Genomic DNA, 21,453 nt, shown 5'->3' on the forward strand with positions numbered 1-21,453 from the left:
ATGAAAGGCCAAACTTTGACCAATCCACTGAGGTGGATCAATGAATTGCCGTAAATCTGAGCGGGTGAAAATAATTAATCATATAAATCATTGCATTATAAAAATGTGTCGATTTTATATACGCATATAATTTTGCGTAACTTCTCATTTTTTCTTCGAGGTCAGGCGGTCTGGCAAGATAATCTGCTGAATTAATCAGCAGATTATTGTGACATAGTGTGACTATGCTCTCATTTCAGAACATGATCGTAGGGTTTTTTGCGGATTACTCGACAATCACGCGGCCATTGAGCGGTTGTGCGGGGCGGTTGTTGTCGTGATGCATGGCCCGAGTGAATTTTTTTAGCTGTGTTTCGGAAAGCGTCATCGGGTGCTTCAGGATAATCCAGGTTACACCTTCGGTGCAGGGCGGTGTCGTCAGAGAACCGCTGAAGCGCCAGTAAGTCTTATCGACGGGCAGAAGCGCGTTGAGATCCATCTGCGTGGTGACGTTGATATTCTGCTCAGCTTTTTCGGGCATCACGGTCCACAGCTTATTTAATTCTGCGTTTTCAGTGCCGACATCAAACATTACCGCGACGACAGCAACATCGCCTTTTGCATCTTTGTGCACCAGGTGTGCCTCCATAGCGTAATGTTTGCCATGAATGGTGTTTTCACTCGGCGCGTGAAAATGGAACTGCTGGAGAGTAAATGGTGTGCCATCAATGGCCACAGTATCATCGGTCGAGACCTTTAGACCCGCCTGGATGGTATGACCATTGTTGATGAGCGTGACCGGCCCATCGGTATAGTGAACGCTAAGCGGTGAGAGGTGCGCTGTAAGCGCGGTGTCGATGTTGATCGGGGATTGATTCCTCCCAGTCTGGCAAGTTTTGTACTCTTCACTGAGCGCGCCCCAGTGTTCTGGAGAACCTTCTCCCTCGTAACCCCAGTGAGATGCAAAAACCGTTACGGGTATGATGCTTAGCGCTAGCAGCGCCGCCTTACCAAATGTTGCTTTCATACAATTCGTCCAATGAATAATTAATGTTATTTAATACTTTAATTTCAATGAGTTAAGTAGGGTATTTTAGCATTGCGACGATGGCGGGGGAGGTACAAAAAAAGGGAAAACGTGGCCTACAGAGAGGCCACGGGAAAGGACTATTTTTTCTTGCCGGTAATACGACACCACTCTTCTTTTTCGATGACGGGATCGAGCGTAAAGAGATCGGCATAGGCTTCGCAGACACTGTCAGCCTGGCTGGCCAGTATCCCGGAAAGCCCCAGCAAACCGCCTTCAACGGGCAGGACGCTGATTAACGGCGCCAGTTCACGCAATGGGCCTGCCAGGATGTTGGCGACCACGACGTCGGCCTTCATCGCTTCTGGCTGGTCTTTCGGCAGGTATAACTCCAGGCGGTCAGATACGCCATTACGCTGGGCGTTATCGCGGCTTGCCTGAATGGCCTGCGGATCGATATCGACGCCAATCGCTTTTGCTGCTCCGAGTTTCAGTGCTGCAATTGCCAGGATGCCGGAGCCGCAGCCAAAGTCGATCACTGTTTTACCGTTGAGGTCGAGACCATCGAGCCACTGCAGGCACAAAGAGGTCGTTGGATGAGTGCCTGTGCCAAACGCCAGACCAGGGTCCAGCATCACATTGACGGCGTTCTCATCCGGAACATCGCGCCAGCTCGGGCAAATCCACAGACGTTCACCAAAGCGCATAGGGTGGAAATTGTCCATCCATTCGCGTTCCCAGTCTTTATCTTCAAGCTGTTCGATTTTATGCACGAAGCCTTCGCCCAGCAGCGGGTGCTGTTCCAGAATAGCAACCACTTCTTTCATGTCGGTTTCGGCATCGAACAGACCAATTACATCGGTATCGCCCCACAGGCGAGTTTCGCCCGGCAGGGGCTCGAACACAGGTGTATCATGCGTATCCTGGAAAGTGATGGAAACAGCGCCTGCTTCCATCAGTGCATCGCTTAACTCTTCTGCGTTAGCACCCGTTGTGTTCAGTTTCAGTTGGATCCATGGCATGGCAAAACTCTTTATTTATCAGTAGTCAATATGGCGGCTTGCGGGGCGGTAGAACCGAAACGGTTTCCGACCAGGAAAGCCAGCAAACTTATCAGCAACGAGGGCACAATCGGATGGAAGCCCAGGTACTGAACGTTAAAAGTAGCGAGTACGGCATACAACACGCCGCCGACAATCATGGCGCTCAATGCGCCTGCGGCGTTCGCCCGCTCCCAGTACAGGCCCAGCACCAGTGGCCACAGGAAGACCGCTTCTAACCCGCCAAACGCCAGCAGGTTGAGCCAGATAATCATCTCTGGTGGTTTCCAGGCGGCCAGCAGCAGTAATGCACCCAGCAGCAAGGTAATCACAGCGGACATGCGCTTCAGACGCGTTTCATTTTTCAGCTGTTCCGGGCGAATGTTCAGATAAAGATCTTTAATGATCGTAGCGGAACTTTGCAGCAATTGGGCATTGATCGTTGACATGATCGCGGCCATCGGCGCGGCCAGGAAGATCCCGGCGGCAAACGGCGGTAACACTTTTACCATCAGCGTCGGGATCACCAGATCCGGTACCGTCAGGTCAGGGATCACCGCACGTCCCAACGCACCCGCCAGATGCATGCCAAACATCAGGATTGCCACCACGATAGTGCCGATGATAATCCCACGGTGTACCGCTTTACTGTCTTTATAGGAGATGCAGCGTACCGCCGTATGCGGCAGTCCAATCACGCCAAAGCACACCAGCACCCAGAACGATGTCATAAATGTGGGTGACAAAATGTCATCTGCGCCTTGTGGTGATACCAGTTTAGGATCGATGGTTTGCAGGGTTTCAACCGCATGGCTAAGGCCACCGGCAGCATGGACGACGCCTACCAGCAGGACTATCGTGCCAATCAGCATCACCATGCCCTGCATCGTGTCATTTAGTACGCTGGCGCGGAATCCGCCAAACGCCGTGTAGAGCGCAATACTGACGCCAAAGATCAGCAGGCCAGTTTCGTACGGAATGCCCGCGGCAGTTTCCAGCAAACGTGCGCCGCCGATGAACTGTACCGTCATCGCGCCAACGAAGGCGACCAGCAGGCTAAGGCTCGCCAGCCAGACCAGTAACCGGCTTTGATAGCGGGCAAACAGCATATCGTTGAGGGTTACGGCATTATAGCGTCGCGCCAGAATAGCGAATTTCTTACCGAGAATACCCAGCGAAAGCCAAACGGCAGGTAGCTGGATCATCGCCAGCAACACCCAGCCCAGCCCGTATTTGTATGCCGCACCGGGACCACCAATAAAGGAGCTTGCGCTAATGTAGGTTGCGGTTAGCGTCATGGCCAATACGACCCCGCCCATCGAGCGGCTGCCAAGGAAATATTCATTCAGGAAAGTGCCGGTCGTACGTTTTCTCATGGCGTAAACAGAGAGACCGAACACCACCAGAAGATAGGCAACCAGCGGCAAAATCACTTCAAGCTGCATCGTCATCCTCCAGCGGAATGTCGCGATAGATAAACTTCACCATCGCCCAGCACAGTACTATGAAAACCAGCGGCGTAAGCAGGCAGGCCATTTCGAACCAGTGCGGTAAGCCGGTAAAACCCAGCGTTGAATCTGGTAAGTAAGCGGCCACCAACCATGTGGCAAGATATAAAAGGGTCAGCCACAGCGCCCAGCGCGCCTCTTTATGGGCCTGAACAAAACGAGCGTCCATTTTTTGTCCCTTGTGGATAAAGAAAGCGGGGATTGTACCTTATGGCACGTACGGGAGGGGAGAAAAACAAAAGGCCGGAATTTCCGGCCTTTTCGGTTAACGCGTGCTTACTTTTCCTGAAGTCCGAGTTTTTTCTCCAGGTAGTGGATGTTGGTTCCACCGTGCTGGAAGTGCTCGTCATTCATGATGCGGATCTGCAGATCAACGTTGGTTTTGATACCGTCGATGATCAGTTCCTGCAATGCGTTTTTCATACGGGCAATTGCCACGTCGCGGTTTTCACCGTAGCAAATCAGTTTACCGATCATTGAGTCATAGTACGGAGGTACAGTGTAGCCTGCGTAAATATGAGATTCCCAGCGTACACCAAAGCCACCCGGCGCGTGGAAACGCGTGATTTTGCCCGGGCTTGGCAGGAAGGTGTTCGGGTCTTCGGCGTTGATACGGCATTCTACCGCATGGCCTTTAACCACAACCTCGTCCTGCTTGATGGATAGCGGTTGGCCAGCAGCAATACGCAACTGTTCTTTGATCAGGTCAACGCCAGTGATCATCTCAGTGACCGGGTGTTCAACCTGAATACGGGTGTTCATTTCAATGAAGTAGAACTCACCGTTTTCGAACAGGAACTCGAAAGTACCTGCCCCGCGATAGCCGATATCAACACACGCTTTGGCACAACGCTCGCCGATGTAGCGACGCAGTTCCGGGGTGATACCCGGCGCAGGTGCTTCTTCGACGACTTTCTGGTGACGGCGCTGCATGGAGCAGTCACGTTCAGCCAGATAAATCGCGTTACCCTGACCGTCAGCCAGCACCTGAATTTCGATGTGGCGTGGGTTTTCCAGGTATTTCTCCATGTAGACCATGTCGTTGTTGAAAGCTGCTTTCGCTTCCGCTTTGGTCATGGAGATGGATTGCGCCAATTCAGCATCACTGCGCACGACGCGCATACCGCGTCCGCCGCCGCCGCCGGAGGCTTTGATGATTACCGGATAGCCGATGCGTTTGGCATGAGCGCGGTTAGCGTCCATGTCGTCGCCCAGCGGGCCGTCAGAACCTGGAACGGTCGGTACGCCAGCTTTCTTCATCGCAGTAATCGCGGACACTTTGTCACCCATCAGACGGATGGTGTCAGCTTTCGGGCCGATGAAGATAAAACCAGAACGTTCGACCTGTTCAGCGAAGTTGGCGTTCTCTGAGAGGAAGCCATAGCCCGGGTGGATTGCCACTGCGCCGGTGATTTCAGCAGCACTAATGATTGCCGGGATGTTCAGATAGCTTTTAACGGACGGAGCCGGGCCAATACAGACCGTCTCATCCGCCAGCAATACGTGTTTTAAATCGCGATCCGCGCTTGAGTGCACAGCGACAGTCTTGATGCCCAGTTCTTTACAGGCACGAAGAATACGCAAGGCAATCTCGCCGCGGTTAGCGATGACAATTTTATCCAACATGTTCGCCTCGTTATTCGATGACGACCAGCGGCTCGTCAAATTCTACCGGTTGACCACTTTCTACCAGAATCGCTTTCACTACGCCGGATTTGTCGGCTTCGATCTGGTTCATCATTTTCATGGCTTCAACGATGCACAGGGTATCGCCCGCATTGACTTTCTGGCCGATTTCGATGAACGCTTTCGCGTCTGGGCTCGGGGTGCGGTAGAACGTACCAACCATTGGGGAGCGTACGATGTGACCACTGATTTCCGCTGCTGCCGGCGCTTCCATACTTGGAGTGGCAGTCTGTGCAACAGCGTTAGACAGAGCTGGCTGCTGCATCACTGGTGCAGCATAAGCCTGTTGCATCATTGGAAAACTTGCAGCTGGCGCTGCACGGCTGATGCGTACAGACTCTTCGCCTTCAGAAATTTCCAGTTCGGAGATGCCTGATTCTTCAACCAGCTCGATCAGTTTTTTAATCTTACGAATATCCATGAGTGGGTTCCGTACTCTTTGTTTAGTGAGATTGTGACAGGCGTTTTACCGCCGTCTGTATAGCATTTTTATAACAGTGAGTGACAAGATGCCACGCATCTCAGGCGTTGCACTGCGTGCTGCGGCCATTATATGAGATTGCCAGACTTGTTAGTCATTGTGCGGCTATCTTCTGCCATTTTCGGGTAAAAGACAAAATATACCTTCAATATGCGATTGTCACCCTTTCTGCGCTGTAAAAACGCTACCGGGGAGAGCAAAGGCGCACATTATAACTATTTCGTAGCAATTGGCAGCTAAATACTGGTCTTATCAGGGAAGATAATCAACCGCTGGCATGTAAAGAATATGGGTTCGTCCGTGTTTTGCAACGTACTGCACATAACGTGAAACTACCGCCACCACTGGCGAAACTTCTTGTAGCGGCTGGCTAACAGCGCCGCTGCAAGTGCAGCATAAATAATCGGTTGCGGGGAGATAATTTTTACCGACCACAAATAATGTATGGGTGCCAGGATCGCCACAAGATAGACGAAGTTGTGCAGATACTGCCAATATTTACCCAGTTTTCGCTGGGCTGCCTGTGTAGAGGTTAAGGCGAGGGAGAATAATATGACCCAGCTGACAATGCCCAGCATCAAATAAGGTCGAGTCGTCAGTTCCCGCCCCAGCAATGCCAGGTTATTAATGCCTAATTCCAGTAGCGCATAGCTGGTTAAATGTAACGTTGCCCAAGCGAAACACCATAGCCCTAACAGGCGGCGAGTGCGTATCAATAATGGCTGTTTAGCGTAGCGCGCCAACGGTGCGACCAGCAAGGTAGCCAGTAAGAATTTCAGCGCTGTCCGACCGGTAAAGTGCTGAATGTCTTTGACCGGATCGGCGCTCAGTCCCCCATGATTTACCGCCCAAAATAGCCAGAGAAACGGTAAAAGTCCGGCAAGATGCAGGCAAACTTTCAGCCAGGTAATCTGTTTTGCAGTCAGGCGCACTTAAAAATTCTCCCGCAGATCGAGACCTCGGTACAGAGCAGCAACGTCCTTTGCATAGCCATTAAACAGCAGTGTGGGCTGGCGCTGTACATCCAGTATACCGCCCGCGCCGATGAAGCGTTCAGTCGCTTGTGACCAGCGGGGATGATCGACATGAGGATTCACATTGGCATAAAAACCATATTCATCGGACGCAGCCATATTCCAGGTGGTTGGCGGGCGTTCACGCGTCAGTTTAATACTGACGATCGACTTAATGCCTTTAAACCCGTATTTCCATGGCACCGTTAAGCGTATAGGGGCACCATTTTGTGGCGGAAGTGCCTTGCCATACACGCCCACGGTAAGCAGCGTGAGCGGATGCATGGCCTCATCCAGACGTAGCCCTTCAACATAAGGATATTTTAACCCACCGCCAATAAAGCGATCTTTCTGTCCCGGCATCTCTTCGGGGGCGTAGCGTGTTTCGAACGCGACATATTTTGCATTGCTGGTGGGTTCAACCAGCGCTAACAGTTTATGTAAAGGAAAACCAATCCACGGTACGACCATCGACCAGGCTTCAACGCAGCGCATTCGATATATACGTTCTTCCAGTGGGAAGCGGGTGGTTAAGTCATCATGATCGAGCGTCAACGGTTTAGCGACTTCACCGCTGATTTTCAGCGTCCAGGGATCGGTTTTCAAACTGCCGGCATTGGCTGCAGGATCGGCTTTGTCGAGGCCGAACTCGTAGAAGTTGTTATAGCCAGAAACCTTATCTTCTGGTGTTAAAGGAAGCGTATTTTGCCAGACTGCCGGCTTGCTGAAATCAAGGGGTTTACCGGCAGGTGCGGGCGGACGGTCATTGCCTTTAAACCAGCTCAGAAGATCGGCCTCGGCAGAAAAGGGCAAAGACAATGCGGCGGCGCTGATACCCAGCGCTTTCAACACCTGGCGGCGCTGCATAAAAAAAGCCGACTCGGCTGTTACATCGGCTTCAGTGAATGGACGTATTTTCTTCATAGCGGACTCCCGACATACGCGCAAAGGCTCATACTGGCGCGCAGTTACTATGGCAGGGAGTTCGTCAATGTGCAGAGAAATTTAGTTAATTAAATGTAAATTTGTATCTGCGAATTGTTTTATTTCACCTTCACCAGCGTGCGGCCCTGCACCTGGTTATTGATGATGGCATCGGCGAACTTCGGTGCATCGGCAAGCGTGATTTCTGTCGCTGCCTGGGCATAGAACGACTCTGGCAGGTCGTTAACCAGACGTTGCCAGGCCTGTGCACGACGAGCCGGAGGCGTCATCACGGAATCGACGCCCTGTAAGCGCACGTTGCGCAGAATAAACGGCATTACCGTGGTGGGTAGCGCAAAACCGCCAGCCAGTCCACAGGCGGCAACACAACCGCCATAGTTCATCTGCGCCAGTACTTTTGCCAGCACTTTGTCGCCAACGGTATCAATGGCACCTGCCCACAGTTGCTTTTCCAGCGGACGAGATTCAGCAAACTCATCACGACCCAGAATGCGGTTGGCACCCAGGCTTTTCAGGTAATCGTGGGTGCTTTCGCGGCCCGATACTGCCGCAACCTGGTAACCCAGTTTGTGCAGCAGCGCAACGGCAGTACTGCCTACGCCACCGCTGGCACCGGTGACGACGATTTCGCCGTCTTGCGGGCGGATACCAGCATCTTCAAGCGCCATGACGCACAGCATCGCGGTAAAACCGGCGGTGCCAATGACCATGGCTTTGCGACCGTCCAGTCCTTTTGGCAGCGCAACCAGCCAATCGCCTTTAACACGCGCGCGTTCGGCCAGCCCACCCCAATGATTCTCACCCACGCCCCATCCGGTCAGTAAGACTTCCTGGCCTGCATGAAAACGAGGATCTTCACTTGCGCGTACGGTACCGGCGAAATCGATACCAGGAATCATCGGAAAATTGCGGATAATTTTACCCTTGCCGGTGATGGCGAGGGCATCTTTATAGTTCAGGCTCGACCAGTGAACATCCACCGTCACATCGCCTTCAGGTAGCTGATTTTCGTCGAGGGGTTGAACGGATGCGAGGGTTTTTCCGTCCTGCTGTTCTAAGATCAAAGCCTGCATAACCTGTCCTCAATTCATATAGTGGATTGGAAAATTATCTGTGAAGACTATACTCGCTAATTAAAACATGATGCCGATTCTGCGCAATAAATTGCCAGATATACCTGATTTGGTAGTATGCCCACATTGTTTGTGTAAATTGACGGATTTCGCGTTCAGTTTTGCATTTTCGTGTCGCTTTTTCACTTTCACACCTGATTCATCACTGTCGGAGTTAACACAAGGATGCGATTAACGACGAAATTTTCAGCCTTTGTCACGCTGCTTACCGGGTTAACGATTTTCGTGACGCTGATAGGTTGCTCGCTGAGTTTCTATAACGCTATTCAATATAAGTTCACCACCCGCGTCCATGCCGTCGCGACGGCGATCGATACCCATCTGGTCACCCGGGATGTCGTGTCCTTAACGCCGCAAATTGATGAATTGATGATTTCGGTTGATATCGTCCGTATTGAATTGCTTCAGGGTGACAGCGTTGTTTATAGCCATTCCCGAACCAGTAGCTACCGCCCTGCGGGGACGAATAACCTTTATCGCGATCTCACCGTGCCATTGGTCAAGCATCCGGGGATGTCGCTGCGTATGGTTTACCAGGATCCGATGGGCAACTATTTCCATTCGTTGATGACCACGGCGCCACTCACGCTATCGATAGGCTTTATTATCCTGATGCTGTTTTTGTCGGTGCGTTGGCTTCAACGTCAGCTTTCCGGGCAAGAACTACTGGAGATTCGTTCAACGCGGATCCTCAACGGTGAACGCGGGCCAAACGTTCGGGGAACGGTCTATGAGTGGCCAGCGCGTACCAGTAGTGCGCTCGACATGCTACTGACCGAAATTCAAAATGCTCGTGAGCAACGCAGCAGGCTGGATACGCTAATTCGCTCCTATGTTGCCCAGGATACAAAAACGGGGCTGAGCAACCGCTTGTTCTTTGATAACCAACTGGCGACGCTGCTGGAAGATCAGGAAAAAGTCGGCTCACATGGTGTGGTGATGATGGTTCGTCTGCCGGACTTTACGCTGCTACGCGAGAGCTGGGGCATTACCCAGGCGGAAGAACAAATTTCAACGCTTATCAATTTGTTGTCTACCTTTATGATGCGCTACCCGGGCGCACTGTTAGCGCGTTACCACCGAAGCGATTTTGCCATCCTGCTGCCACACCGCACGTTAAAAGAAGCGGAAAGCATTGCCGGGCAACTCTTGAAAGCGGTGGATGCACTTCCTGCTAACAAAATGATCGATCGTGCCGATATGGTTCATATTGGCATTTGTGTCTGTCGCAGCGGTCAATCGACTGAACAAGTTATGGATCATGCCGAAGCAGCCACCCGGAATTCAGTATTACAAGGCGGGAACAGTTGGTCGGTGTATGACGACTCTCTGCCGGAAAAAGGCCGGGGCAATGTGCGCTGGCGAACGCTGATTGAGCAGATGCTCAGTCGGGGCGGGCCGCGAATTTATCAAAAACCTGCCGTAACGCGTGAAGGGCGGGTGCACCATCGCGAACTTATGTGCCGTATTTTCGATGGCAGCGAAGAAGTCATCTCGGCGGAATATATGCCGATGGTGCTGCAATTTGGTCTGGCGGAAGAGTATGACCGTCTGCAGTTAAGCCGTCTCATCCTGCTTTTGGGTTACTGGCCGCAGGAAAATCTGGCGATGCAGACGACGGTTGAATCGCTTATTCGTCCACGTTTTCAGCGTTGGCTGCGAGATACGCTGATGCAGTGCGAAAAATCGCTACGTAAACGCATAATTATTGAACTTGCTGAGGCGGATGTTTGTCAACACATCAGCCGGTTACAACCGGTTATCCGATTAATGGATGCGCTTGGCGTACGTATCGCCGTTACGCAGGCCGGTTTAACGTTGGTGAGTACCAGCTGGATCAAAGAGCTAAATGTCGAATTGTTGAAGCTTCATCCCAGTCTGGTGAGAAACATCGATAAGCGAACGGAAAATCAGTTGCTGGTTCAGAGCCTGGTAGAGACGTGTACCGGAACGCCAACGCAGGTTTATGCCACGGGCATTCGTTCGCGCAGCGAGTGGCATACCCTGACAGAACGTGGAGTCGCGGGTGGGCAGGGTGATTTTTTTGCCGCATCACAGCCACTTGACACAAACGTGAAAAAATATTCGCAAAGATACTCGGTTTAACCTGCCGTTTAATTTGTTTTCACGTAGAATAACGCGCGCTGTGCCTTCTGGGGGTGTGCTTGTCTGCTCGCCAGGTTGTAATAGCAAACATGCAGGTGAATGACCTTTGACAGGTTGCAAACAAAAGCGAGGACTGCTGCTGAGTTTTTCAGCCCTGATGGACTCAGGCCGGTTTTGTAACAAAGGAAACGAACTGCACTAATTTTCACCGTAGCAGATGATTTTTGCGCCTTGTCGCTGCTGCGTGTGGTTGGTAAAGTAAGCGGATTTTGTTTTCCGCCCCAGCTTTCAGGATTATCCCTTAGTATGTTGAAAAAATTTCGTGGCATGTTTTCCAATGACCTGTCCATTGACCTGGGTACCGCGAATACCCTTATTTATGTAAAAGGACAAGGCATCGTATTGAATGAGCCTTCCGTTGTGGCCATTCGTCAGGATCGTGCCGGTTCGCCGAAAAGCGTGGCTGCAGTAGGTCATGATGCGAAGCAGATGCTGGGTCGTACGCCGGGCAATATCGCTGCAATTCGCCCAATGAAAGACGGCGTTATCGCTGACTTCTTCGTGACTGAAAAAATGCTCCAGCACTTTATCAAACAAGTGCACAGCAACAGCTTCATGCGCCCAAGCCCGCGCGTACTGGTGTGTGTACCGGTTGGAGCAACTCAGGTTGAACGCCGTGCCATCCGTGAATCCGCTCAGGGTGCAGGTGCACGCGAAGTGTTCCTGATCGAAGAGCCGATGGCGGCAGCGATCGGTGCGGGCCTGCCAGTTTCTGAAGCAACCGGCTCAATGGTTGTCGATATCGGTGGTGGTACCACTGAAGTCGCCGTTATCTCTCTGAACGGCGTAGTTTACTCCTCCTCTGTGCGTATTGGTGGTGACCGCTTCGACGAAGCCATCATTAATTATGTTCGCCGTAACTACGGCTCTCTGATCGGTGAAGCTACCGCGGAACGTATTAAGCACGAAATCGGTTCTGCTTATCCTGGCGACGAAGTACGCGAGATCGAAGTTCGCGGTCGTAACCTGGCAGAAGGTGTTCCACGTGGCTTTACCCTGAACTCTAACGAGATCCTGGAAGCGCTGCAGGAACCCCTGACCGGTATCGTAAGCGCGGTGATGGTTGCACTGGAACAGTGTCCGCCAGAACTGGCGTCTGACATCTCAGAACGCGGTATGGTCCTGACCGGCGGCGGTGCGCTGCTGCGTAACCTTGACCGTCTGTTAATGGAAGAGACCGGTATTCCAGTTGTTGTTGCCGAAGATCCGCTGACCTGTGTGGCTCGCGGTGGCGGTAAAGCACTGGAAATGATCGATATGCACGGCGGCGACTTGTTCAGCGAAGAGTAATCGGATGCAGGAAGGGTAGCCATGGGTTGCTCTTCCGCTCTGATGCGAGAATACGCATAGACTATGAAGCCAATTTTTAGCCGTGGCCCGTCGCTACAGATTCGCCTTATTCTGGCGGTGCTGGTGGCGCTCGGCGTTATTATTGCCGACAGCCGCCTGGGTACGTTTAGCCAAATCCGAACGTACATGGATACCGCCGTCAGTCCTTTCTACTTTATCTCTAATGGTCCCCGTGAATTACTCGACGGCGTGTCGCAAACGCTGGCTTCTCGTGACCAACTCGAACTTGAAAACCGGGCGTTGCGTCAGGAACTGCTGCTGAAAAACAGTGAACTGCTGATGCTGGGGCAATATAAACAGGAGAACGCGCGTTTGCGTGAGCTGCTGGGATCGCCGCTGCGCCAGGACGAACAAAAAATGGTGACGCAGGTCATCTCAACGGTTAACGATCCTTACAGCGATCAGGTTGTGATCGACAAAGGGAGTGTTAACGGCGTTTATGAAGGTCAGCCGGTCATCAGCGACAAAGGCGTTGTGGGCCAGGTCGTTGCGGTGGCAAAACTGACCAGCCGCGTACTGCTGATTTGTGACGCGACGCATGCATTGCCAATCCAGGTATTGCGTAACGATATCCGCGTGATTGCTGCCGGTAACGGCTGCACGGACGATCTGCAGCTCGAACACCTGCCGGCTAATACTGACATTCGCGTTGGCGATGTGCTGGTTACCTCCGGTCTGGGTGGGCGTTTCCCTGAAGGCTATCCAGTCGGTGTCGTTTCCTCTGTGAAGCTGGATACCCAGCGCGCATACACCGTGATTCAGGCGCGTCCGACGGCGGGTTTACAGCGTTTACGTTATCTGCTGCTGCTGTGGGGAGCCGATCGCAATGGCGCTAACCCGATGACGCCAGAAGAAGTGCACCGTGTTGCTAATGAACGTCTGATGCAAATGATGCCGCAAGTCCTGCCGGCACCGGATGCCATGGGGCCTCCTGCGCCAGTTCCTGCTCCGGCGACAGGCGTAACGCCGGTTCCTGCAACAACCATGCCGTCACAACCTGCTCCGCGTAAGCCGGGAGGGCAGTAAGTGGCAAGTATCCGTCACCAGGGGCGTTGGGTCATTTGGCTCTCGTTCCTAATTGCATTTCTGCTGCAAGTCATGCCCTGGCCGGACGAGATCCTCGTTTTCCGGCCAAACTGGGTGCTGCTCATTCTGCTGTACTGGATCCTGGCGCTGCCGCATCGCGTAAATGTGGGAACAGGATTTGTCGTGGGTGCCATACTGGATCTCATTAGTGGCTCTACGCTTGGTGTGCGGGCATTGTCGATGAGTATCATTGCTTATCTGGTCGCACTGAAATTCCAGCTCTTCCGTAACCTCGCGCTCTGGCAGCAGGCGCTGGTGGTCATGTTGTTATCACTGGTCGTGGATATTATTGTTTTCTGGGCCGAGTTTTTAGTGATCAACGTCTCTTTCAGACCTGAAGTGTTCTGGAGTAGTGTAGTCAATGGTGTGCTTTGGCCATGGCTATTCTTACTAATGCGTAAAGTCCGCCAGCAGTTTGCGGTGCAATAAGGTTGATATGAATACTCTGTATCTTGCTTCAGGTTCCCCACGTCGTCAGGAACTGTTGGCTCAGCTTGGCGTAACATTCGAACGACTGGTTCCTGGAATTGAGGAGCAGCGGCACCCGCAGGAAAGCGCCCAGCAGTATGTTGTTCGCCTGGCGCGTGAAAAAGCGCAAGCGGGCGTAGCACTGGCTGAGCGCGATTTACCTGTGCTGGGGGCGGATACCATTGTTATCCTTAATGGCGAAGTGCTGGAAAAACCACATGATGCCGACCATGCAGCAGCGATGCTGCACAAACTGTCAGGCAAAACGCATCAGGTCATGACGGCTGTCGCATTAGCCGATCGCCAGCACAGCCTGGACTGTCTGGTGGTGACGGAAGTGACATTCAGAGCACTAACAGATGAGGACATCGCCGGTTATGTTGCCAGCGGTGAGCCTATGGATAAAGCAGGTGCATACGGTATTCAAGGGTTGGGTGGCTGTTTTGTCAGGAAGATAAATGGCAGCTATCACGCCGTAGTCGGCTTACCGCTGGTAGAAACGTATGAGTTGCTGAGCAATTTTAACGCACTGCGTGAGAAAAGGGATAAACATGACGGCTGAATTGTTGGTAAACGTAACGCCATCGGAAACGCGGGTGGCGTACATTGATGGCGGTATTCTGCAGGAAATTCATATTGAACGTGAGGCGCGACGCGGAATCGTAGGCAATATCTACAAAGGTCGTGTAAGTCGTGTACTTCCGGGTATGCAGGCGGCTTTTGTAGATATTGGGCTGGATAAAGCCGCATTTCTCCACGCATCAGACATCATGCCGCATACCGAATGCGTAGCGGGTGAAGAACAAAAACAGTTCACTGTGCGCGATATCTCCGAACTGGTGCGTCAGGGGCAAGACCTGATGGTACAGGTGGTGAAAGATCCTCTGGGCACGAAGGGCGCACGTCTGACGACAGATATCACGCTTCCTTCCCGTTATCTTGTCTTTATGCCTGGCGCCTCGCACGTGGGGGTTTCTCAGCGAATCGAGAGCGAAACCGAACGCGAACGCCTGAAAAAGGTGGTGGCGGATTACTGCGATGAGCAGGGCGGATTCATCATTCGCACGGCGGCTGAAGGCGTATGTGAAGAAGATCTGGCCTCTGATGCCGCTTACCTTAAGCGCGTCTGGACGAAGGTCATGGAGCGTAAGAAGCGCCCTCAAACGCGCTACCAGATGTATGGTGAACTGGCGCTGGCACAGCGCGTTCTGCGTGATTTTGCCGATGCTCAGTTAGACCGAATTCGCGTCGATTCCCGTCTGACTTATGAAGCATTGTTGGAATTTACTGCGGAATATATCCCGGAGATGACCAGCAAGCTGGAGCACTATAGTGGACGCCAACCGATTTTCGATCTCTTCGACGTTGAGAATGAAATCCAACGTGCGCTGGAGCGCAAGGTTGAGCTGAAATCCGGTGGTTATTTGATTATCGATCAAACTGAAGCCATGACCACCGTAGATATCAACACGGGTGCATTTGTTGGGCATCGTAATCTCGATGACACTATCTTTAATACTAATATTGAAGCAACGCAGGCCATCGCACGTCAGCTGCGTCTGCGTAATCTGGGCGGCATAATCATTATCGATTTTATCGACATGAATAATGAAGATCACCGCCGCCGGGTGCTGCATTCTCTGGAACAGGCGCTGAGCAAGGATCGCGTAAAAACCAGCATTAACGGTTTTTCACAGTTGGGCCTGGTAGAGATGACACGTAAGCGTACGCGTGAGAGCGTGGAGCATGTGCTGTGTAACGAGTGCCCAACCTGCCACGGACGTGGCACGGTGAAAACGGTCGAAACCGTATGCTATGAAATCATGCGTGAAATCGTCCGCGTGCACCATGCTTACGACTCCGATCGTTTCCTGGTGTACGCATCTCCGGCAGTGGCTGAAACCCTGAAAGGGGAAGAGTCGCATGCGCTGGCGGAAGTGGAAATCTTTGTCGGCAAACAGGTCAAAGTACAAGTTGAACCGCTCTATAACCAGGAGCAGTTTGACGTGGTAATGATGTAAATCGTGTAGTGGCACCCGCGCATGTAAGCCGGATAAGGCACAAGCGCCGCCATCCGGCAATATTCACTCAAGGGGTGTGAGTCACATTTTTTGGCAGACAAGGAGAGGCGCGTGAGGCGATTGCCGGGGATTCTACTGCTCACTGGAGCCGCATTCGTTGTCATCGCAGCGCTGCTGGTCAGCGGGCTGCGCCTTGCTCTACCGCATCTCGATAGCTGGCGTCCGACCATTCTGGATAAGATCGAATCTGCCACCGGTATGCCCGTTTCCGCCAGCCAGCTTTCTGCTAACTGGCAAAATTTTGGCCCTACGCTCGAAGCGCGCGATATTCATGCCCAACTGAAAGACGGTGGCGAATTCTCGGTAAAGCGTGTCACGCTGGCGCTGGATGTCTGGCAAAGTTTGCTGCACATGCGCTGGCAGTTTCGCGATCTCACCTTCTGGCAACTGCAGTTGCGCACCAATACACCGATCCAACGTGGCGATAGCGGCGATGGAATTGAAACCAGCCATATCAGCGATCTGTTCCTGCGCCAGTTTGATCATTTTGATCTTCGCGACAGTCAGGTCAGTTTTTTGACCCTGTCAGGCCAGCGAGCAGAACTGGCGATCCCTCAGTTAACCTGGTTGAACGGTAAAAACCGGCATCGTGCTGAAGGCCAGGTCAGCCTCTCCAGCCTGACCGGCCAGCACGGTGTTATGCAGGTGCGTATGGATCTGCGTGATGATGACGGCCTGCTGAATAATGGTCGAGTCTGGCTGCAGGCTGACGACATCGACGTTAAGCCGTGGTTGGGAAAATGGATGCAGGACAATGTTGCGCTGCAAACCGCGCGCTTTAGCCTGGAAGGCTGGATGACGCTCAACAAAGGCGAAATCTCTGGCGGCGATGTCTGGTTGAAAAAGGGCGGCGCAAGCTGGAAGGGAGAGAGCAACATCCACACGTTGTCCGTCGATAACCTGACTGCGCATATCAGCCGTGAGCACTCCGGTTGGTTGTTCGCTATCCCGGATACGCGCATCACGATGGATGACAAACCCTGGCCGAGCGGGGCATTAACGCTGGCCTGGTTCCCCGAGCAGGAAGTGGGGGGCGCCAATAATAAGCGCAGCGACGAATTACGTATTCGCGCCAGTAACCTGGAGTTAGCCGGGTTAGAGGGGCTACGCCCGATGGCCGCTAAGCTATCTCCGGCATTGGGCGATATCTGGCGGGCCACGCAACCGAGCGGCAAGATCAATGTGCTGGCGTTGGATATCCCGTTACAGGCGACCGAAAAAACCCGTTTCCAGTCCTCGTGGACCGATCTGGCCTGGAAACAGTGGAAGCTGCTGCCGGGGGCAGAACATTTCTCCGGGACATTGTCTGGCAGCGTGGAAAATGGCGCATTAACGGCCTCCATGAAGCAGGCAAAAATGCCGTATGAAACCGTCTTTCGTGCCCCGCTGGAGATAGAAGATGGCGTGGCAACGCTCAGTTGGCTGAAGAATGAAAATGGCTTTCAGCTAGACGGGCGCAATATTGACGTTAAAGCGAAAGCGGTACATGCGCGTGGCGGTTTTCGTTATCTGCAACCAACAGGTGATGAGCCGTGGCTGGGGATTCTGGCGGGGATTAGCACCCACGATGGCTCCCAGGCCTGGCGCTATTTCCCGGAAAACCTGATGGGGAAAGAGCTGGTTGATTACCTCAGTGGGGCAATTCAGGGCGGTGAGGCGGATAACGCCACGCTGGTTTATGGTGGTAACCCACATCTGTTCCCGTATCTGCATAACGAAGGTCAGTTCCAGGTGCTGGTGCCGCTGCGTCATGCAAAATTTGCCTTCCAGCCGGACTGGCCCGCACTGACTGGCCTCAATATTGAACTGAACTTCATTAACGATGGCCTGTGGATGAAGACGGATAGCGTCAATCTGGGGGGGGTAAAAGCCACAAATCTGACGGCAAATATCCCTGACTACGCAAAAGAAAAACTGCTGATTGATGCCGACATCAACGGGCCGGGCAAAGCGGTTGGGCCTTATTTCGACGAAACACCGCTGAAAGAGTCGCTTGGTGCCACACTGGAACAGCTGCAAATTGACGGTGATGTGAGTGCTCGCTTACATCTTGATATCCCGCTAGATGGTTCGCTGGTTACGGCCAAAGGTGATGTGAATCTGCGAAATAACAGTCTGTTTATCAAGCCGCTCGACAGCACGCTGAAGAATTTGAACGGTAAATTCAGCTTTATCAACGGCGATCTCAAGAGTGAGCCGATGACGGCGAACTGGTTTAATCAGCCTCTGAATGTCGACTTTTCCACTACCGAGGGTGCAAAAGCTTACCAGGTTGCTGTGAATCTGAATGGCGACTGGCAGCCAACTCGTATGGGGATACTCCCCGCACAGGTGAATGATGCCTTAAGCGGCAGTATGGCGTGGAACGGTAAGGTTGGCATTGACCTGCCATATCATGCCGGAGCGACCTACAATATTGAGCTGAAAGGTGACCTGAAAAATGTAAGTAGTCACTTACCTGCTCCGTTAAACAAGGTAGCCGGCGAGTCGCTGCCGGTTAATGTTAAGGCTGAGGGCAACCTGCGCAGCTTCGATCTGACCGGTAACGCCGGAAGCAGGAACCACTTTAACAGCCGCTGGTTGCTGAATCAGAAACTGACGCTTGATCGCGCTATCTGGACTTCGGAAAGCCGTACCGTGCCAGCGCTTCCTGACCAGCAGGGCATCGAACTTAATCTTCCGCCCATGGACGGTGCGCAATGGCTGGCATTGTTCCAGAAAGGCGCGGCGGATAACGTCGGAAGTAATGCGAACTTCCCGCAGCGTATTGCGGTGCGCACGCCTTCTTTATCATTGGGTGGCCAGCAGTGGAATAACCTGAGCATAGTGTCTGAACCTGGGCTTAATGGTACCAGCGTACGGGCGCAGGGGCGTGAAATTAACGCCACATTGGCTATGCGCAATAATGCTCCGTGGCTTGCCAATATCAAGTACCTGTATTACAACCCGAGCGCTGCAACGTCATCGCCCAATACAACGCCAGCCTCGCCGTTCTCTGTCATCAATAACATCAGCTTCCGTGGCTGGCCGGATGCGCAGATACGTTGCGAAGAGTGCTGGATGTGGGGGCAAAAATATGGGCGCATTGATGCCGATGTCGCGATAAAAGGTGACACATTAACGTTGAGCAACGGTCTACTGGATACCGGGTTTGCCCGACTGACCGCCGATGGCGAATGGGTCAATGTGCCGGGCAAGGAGCGTACGTCGCTGAAAGGAAAGCTGAATGGCAACAAGATTGATGCAGCCGCGGGTTTCTTTGGCGTATCTACCCCGATTCGTAACTCTTCCTTTAACGTCGAGTACGATCTGCACTGGCGTAATCCGCCATGGGATCCGGATGAAGCTTCACTGAATGGTATTTTGCGCACCCGTTTAGGCAAAGGTGAATTGACTGAACTTAGCACCGGACATGCGGGACAACTGTTACGTCTGCTGAGCTTTGATGCGCTCTTGCGTAAACTGCGTTTTGATTTTAGCGATACGTTCAGTGAAGGTTTTTACTTTGACTCTATCCGCAGTACGGCGTGGATCAAAGACGGTGTGATGCACACTGATGATACGCTGGTAGATGGCCTGGAAGCGGATATCGCCATGAAAGGTTCGGTGAATCTGGTACGTCGCGAACTGGATATGGAAGCCGTTGTCGCACCAGAAATTTCTGCCACCGTCGGGGTGGCCGCGGCGTTTGCCGTCAACCCGATTGTCGGCGCGGCGGTATTTGCCGCCAGTAAAGTTCTGGGGCCGCTGTGGAGCAAAGTTTCAATTCTGCGCTATCGCATTACCGGTCCGGTCGATAAGCCACAGATTAACGAAGTTCTGCGCCAGCCGCGCAAAGAAAGCCAGCAATGATTTGACGGGGACGAGTAATTGCCCCAATCTCAACAGAGAACTTCTACCGCAGTCCGTAGGCCGGATAAGGCGTTTACGCCGCCATCCGGGCATTGAAGCGCCTGATGGCGACGCTGGCGCGTCTTATCAGGCCTACAACAGTAACTAATGAGTAGCAAAACGATGAGTCTGAACCTGGTAAGTGAACAATTGCTAGCGGCGAATGGCCTGAAACATCAGGATCTGTTCGCCATCCTGGGCCAACTGGCCGAACGCCGTCTTGATTACGGCGATCTGTATTTTCAGTCGAGCTACCACGAATCCTGGGTTTTAGAAGACCGCATCATTAAAGATGGTTCTTACAATATTGATCAGGGCGTTGGCGTGCGTGCCATCAGCGGCGAAAAAACCGGGTTTGCCTACGCAGACCAGATAAGCCTGCTGGCGCTGGAGCAAAGCGCTCATGCCGCGCGTACTATCGTGCGTGACAGCGGCGATGGCAAAGTAAAAACGCTGGGTGCGGTAGAGCATCAGGCACTCTACACCTCGGTTGATCCATTACAGAGCATGAGCCGGGAAGAGAAACTGGATATTCTGCGTCGTGTTGACCGTGTTGCGCGTGCCGCCGACAAGCGTGTGCAGGAAGTGACGGCGAGCCTGACCGGTGTGTATGAATTGATTCTGGTTGCGGCGACAGATGGAACACTGGCGGCAGATGTTCGTCCCCTGGTACGACTGTCCGTCAGCGTGCAGGTAGAAGAAGACGGCAAACGCGAGCGTGGTGCCAGCGGTGGCGGTGGTCGCTTCGGTTATGACTACTTCCTTGGCGATCTCGATGGTGACGTTCGTGCCGACGCGTGGGCGAAAGAAGCCGTACGTATGGCGCTGGTCAATCTCTCGGCGGTAGCAGCGCCAGCGGGCACATTGCCGGTGGTACTTGGCGCTGGCTGGCCTGGCGTTCTGCTGCATGAAGCGGTCGGTCATGGTCTGGAAGGTGACTTTAACCGCCGTGGCACCTCGGTATTCAGCGGTCACATGGGTGAGCTGGTGGCGTCAGAACTGTGCACCGTCGTTGATGATGGCACGATGGCGGATCGTCGTGGTTCGGTCGCCATTGATGACGAAGGAACGCCGGGTCAGTACAACGTGCTGATTGAAAACGGTATTCTGAAAGGCTATATGCAGGACAAACTGAATGCACGTTTGATGGGCGTGGCGCCAACGGGTAACGGTCGCCGTGAATCTTACGCGCACCTGCCGATGCCGCGTATGACCAACACCTATATGCTGCCGGGGAAATCCACGCCGCAGGAGATCATCGAGTCTGTCGAATACGGTATTTATGCGCCTAACTTTGGCGGCGGCCAGGTGGATATCACTTCTGGGAAATTCGTGTTCTCTACCTCCGAAGCGTATCTGATTGAAAACGGTAAAGTGACCAAACCAGTGAAAGGCGCGACGCTGATTGGCTCCGGTATTGAAGCGATGCAGCAGATTTCGATGGTGGGCAACGACCTGAAACTGGATAACGGAGTGGGTGTTTGCGGTAAAGAAGGACAGAGTCTGCCGGTTGGCGTGGGCCAGCCGACGCTGAAGGTGGATAACCTGACCGTAGGTGGCACCGCGTAACATCATGATGTAAGCCCGATAAGCACCCGT

General features: G+C 52.9%; 18 protein-coding genes. 8 read left to right on the forward strand and 10 right to left on the reverse strand.

The features are described from left to right. Positions 1 to 265: 265 nt before the first annotated feature. The 9 genes from QMN38_RS17205 to acuI all read right to left on the reverse strand — a co-directional run bounded on the left by QMN38_RS17205 (position 266) and on the right by acuI (position 8,752). Complete coding sequence (locus QMN38_RS17205) at positions 266 to 1,006, reverse strand: carbonic anhydrase (protein ID WP_323605428.1); 741 nt, start codon at positions 1,004 to 1,006, stop codon at positions 266 to 268. A 140-nt stretch (positions 1,007 to 1,146) separates the two neighbouring features. After that, positions 1,147 to 2,028: a 50S ribosomal protein L11 methyltransferase gene (gene prmA, locus QMN38_RS17210; RefSeq protein ID WP_271449003.1), complete on the reverse strand. Its 882-nt coding sequence runs from the start codon at positions 2,026 to 2,028 to the stop codon at positions 1,147 to 1,149. 11 nt (positions 2,029 to 2,039) lie between these two features. Continuing rightward, entirely contained in the window at positions 2,040 to 3,491 is a 1,452-nt protein-coding gene (gene panF, locus QMN38_RS17215) for a sodium/pantothenate symporter (RefSeq protein ID WP_271441676.1), read from the reverse strand. Beyond that, positions 3,481 to 3,723, reverse strand: coding sequence for a YhdT family protein (locus tag QMN38_RS17220; RefSeq protein ID WP_016154721.1), 243 nt, complete (start codon positions 3,721 to 3,723; stop codon positions 3,481 to 3,483). The genes panF and QMN38_RS17220 overlap by 11 nt, the downstream gene beginning before the upstream one ends. 107 nt (positions 3,724 to 3,830) lie before the next feature. Then, on the reverse strand, positions 3,831 to 5,180 hold the full coding sequence (gene accC, locus QMN38_RS17225; RefSeq protein ID WP_003828838.1) for an acetyl-CoA carboxylase biotin carboxylase subunit: 1,350 nt from the start codon (positions 5,178 to 5,180) through the stop codon (positions 3,831 to 3,833). Between the two features lie 10 nt (positions 5,181 to 5,190). Continuing rightward, a complete protein-coding gene (gene accB / locus QMN38_RS17230; RefSeq protein ID WP_005121378.1) occupies positions 5,191 to 5,661 on the reverse strand; it encodes an acetyl-CoA carboxylase biotin carboxyl carrier protein in 471 nt (156 codons plus the stop codon). Between the two features lie 392 nt (positions 5,662 to 6,053). Continuing rightward, positions 6,054 to 6,653 carry a protein-methionine-sulfoxide reductase heme-binding subunit MsrQ gene (gene msrQ / locus QMN38_RS17235; RefSeq protein ID WP_271456295.1) on the reverse strand — a complete coding sequence of 200 codons (600 nt, stop codon included), beginning with the start codon at positions 6,651 to 6,653 and terminating at the stop codon, positions 6,054 to 6,056. Continuing rightward, positions 6,654 to 7,658 carry a protein-methionine-sulfoxide reductase catalytic subunit MsrP gene (gene msrP / locus QMN38_RS17240; RefSeq protein ID WP_271456294.1) on the reverse strand — a complete coding sequence of 335 codons (1,005 nt, stop codon included), beginning with the start codon at positions 7,656 to 7,658 and terminating at the stop codon, positions 6,654 to 6,656. A gap of 119 nt (positions 7,659 to 7,777) precedes the next feature. Then, complete coding sequence (gene acuI, locus QMN38_RS17245; protein ID WP_271456293.1) at positions 7,778 to 8,752, reverse strand: acrylyl-CoA reductase (NADPH); 975 nt, start codon at positions 8,750 to 8,752, stop codon at positions 7,778 to 7,780. Between the two features lie 225 nt (positions 8,753 to 8,977). On the opposite strand from acuI, the gene csrD reads away from it, so the two are divergent. Then, complete coding sequence (gene csrD / locus QMN38_RS17250; RefSeq protein WP_323605431.1) at positions 8,978 to 10,918, forward strand: RNase E specificity factor CsrD; 1,941 nt, start codon at positions 8,978 to 8,980, stop codon at positions 10,916 to 10,918. 8 nt (positions 10,919 to 10,926) lie between these two features. On the opposite strand, the gene QMN38_RS17255 is transcribed toward csrD, so the two are convergent. Beyond that, positions 10,927 to 11,247, reverse strand: coding sequence for a hypothetical protein (locus tag QMN38_RS17255; RefSeq protein ID WP_323605433.1), 321 nt, complete (start codon positions 11,245 to 11,247; stop codon positions 10,927 to 10,929). Between QMN38_RS17255 and mreB the strand changes: the two genes are divergently transcribed. From mreB to tldD, 7 genes are all read left to right on the forward strand, one after another. Beyond that, positions 11,225 to 12,268, forward strand: coding sequence for a rod shape-determining protein MreB (gene mreB, locus QMN38_RS17260; RefSeq protein ID WP_000913396.1), 1,044 nt, complete (start codon positions 11,225 to 11,227; stop codon positions 12,266 to 12,268). The two genes, QMN38_RS17255 and mreB, sit on opposite strands and share 23 nt — an antisense overlap. 63 nt (positions 12,269 to 12,331) lie before the next feature. Further along, on the forward strand, positions 12,332 to 13,354 hold the full coding sequence (gene mreC, locus QMN38_RS17265) for a rod shape-determining protein MreC (RefSeq protein WP_271455251.1): 1,023 nt from the start codon (positions 12,332 to 12,334) through the stop codon (positions 13,352 to 13,354). Further along, the gene (gene mreD, locus QMN38_RS17270) at positions 13,355 to 13,843 is read left to right on the forward strand and encodes a rod shape-determining protein MreD (protein ID WP_137382460.1); all 489 of its coding nucleotides are present in this window, start codon (positions 13,355 to 13,357) and stop codon (positions 13,841 to 13,843) included. A gap of 7 nt (positions 13,844 to 13,850) precedes the next feature. Further along, entirely contained in the window at positions 13,851 to 14,444 is a 594-nt protein-coding gene (locus QMN38_RS17275) for a Maf family protein (RefSeq protein WP_137382459.1), read from the forward strand. Beyond that, entirely contained in the window at positions 14,434 to 15,903 is a 1,470-nt protein-coding gene (gene rng / locus QMN38_RS17280) for a ribonuclease G (protein ID WP_003828822.1), read from the forward strand. Before QMN38_RS17275 ends, rng begins: the two co-directional genes overlap by 11 nt. Positions 15,904 to 16,014: 111 nt before the next feature. Beyond that, on the forward strand, positions 16,015 to 19,815 hold the full coding sequence (gene yhdP, locus QMN38_RS17285; RefSeq protein ID WP_323605436.1) for an AsmA2 domain-containing protein YhdP: 3,801 nt from the start codon (positions 16,015 to 16,017) through the stop codon (positions 19,813 to 19,815). 162 nt (positions 19,816 to 19,977) lie between these two features. Then, the gene (gene tldD / locus QMN38_RS17290; protein ID WP_038642897.1) at positions 19,978 to 21,423 is read left to right on the forward strand and encodes a metalloprotease TldD; all 1,446 of its coding nucleotides are present in this window, start codon (positions 19,978 to 19,980) and stop codon (positions 21,421 to 21,423) included. The last annotated feature ends 30 nt before the right edge of the window (positions 21,424 to 21,453 follow it).

The sequence above is a fragment of the Citrobacter sp. R-1.5.2 genome (assembly GCF_035064245.1).
In the GTDB taxonomy this organism is placed as follows: domain Bacteria; phylum Pseudomonadota; class Gammaproteobacteria; order Enterobacterales; family Enterobacteriaceae; genus Citrobacter.

What these genes read in the sequence shown, in the direction of transcription:
- QMN38_RS17205 (WP_323605428.1), bottom strand. Translation starts at nt 1,006, where the DNA reads ATGAAAGCAACATTTGGTAAGGCGGCGCTGCTAGCGCTAAGCATCATA.
- prmA (WP_271449003.1), bottom strand. Translation starts at nt 2,028, where the DNA reads ATGCCATGGATCCAACTGAAACTGAACACAACGGGTGCTAACGCAGAA.
- panF (WP_271441676.1), bottom strand. Translation starts at nt 3,491, where the DNA reads ATGCAGCTTGAAGTGATTTTGCCGCTGGTTGCCTATCTTCTGGTGGTG.
- QMN38_RS17220 (WP_016154721.1), bottom strand. Translation starts at nt 3,723, where the DNA reads ATGGACGCTCGTTTTGTTCAGGCCCATAAAGAGGCGCGCTGGGCGCTG.
- accC (WP_003828838.1), bottom strand. Translation starts at nt 5,180, where the DNA reads ATGTTGGATAAAATTGTCATCGCTAACCGCGGCGAGATTGCCTTGCGT.
- accB (WP_005121378.1), bottom strand. Translation starts at nt 5,661, where the DNA reads ATGGATATTCGTAAGATTAAAAAACTGATCGAGCTGGTTGAAGAATCA.
- msrP (WP_271456294.1), bottom strand. Translation starts at nt 7,658, where the DNA reads ATGAAGAAAATACGTCCATTCACTGAAGCCGATGTAACAGCCGAGTCG.
- acuI (WP_271456293.1), bottom strand. Translation starts at nt 8,752, where the DNA reads ATGCAGGCTTTGATCTTAGAACAGCAGGACGGAAAAACCCTCGCATCC.
- csrD (WP_323605431.1), top strand. Translation starts at nt 8,978, where the DNA reads ATGCGATTAACGACGAAATTTTCAGCCTTTGTCACGCTGCTTACCGGG.
- mreB (WP_000913396.1), top strand. Translation starts at nt 11,225, where the DNA reads ATGTTGAAAAAATTTCGTGGCATGTTTTCCAATGACCTGTCCATTGAC.
- QMN38_RS17255 (WP_323605433.1), bottom strand. Translation starts at nt 11,247, where the DNA reads ATGCCACGAAATTTTTTCAACATACTAAGGGATAATCCTGAAAGCTGG.
- mreC (WP_271455251.1), top strand. Translation starts at nt 12,332, where the DNA reads ATGAAGCCAATTTTTAGCCGTGGCCCGTCGCTACAGATTCGCCTTATT.
- QMN38_RS17275 (WP_137382459.1), top strand. Translation starts at nt 13,851, where the DNA reads ATGAATACTCTGTATCTTGCTTCAGGTTCCCCACGTCGTCAGGAACTG.
- rng (WP_003828822.1), top strand. Translation starts at nt 14,434, where the DNA reads ATGACGGCTGAATTGTTGGTAAACGTAACGCCATCGGAAACGCGGGTG.
- tldD (WP_038642897.1), top strand. Translation starts at nt 19,978, where the DNA reads ATGAGTCTGAACCTGGTAAGTGAACAATTGCTAGCGGCGAATGGCCTG.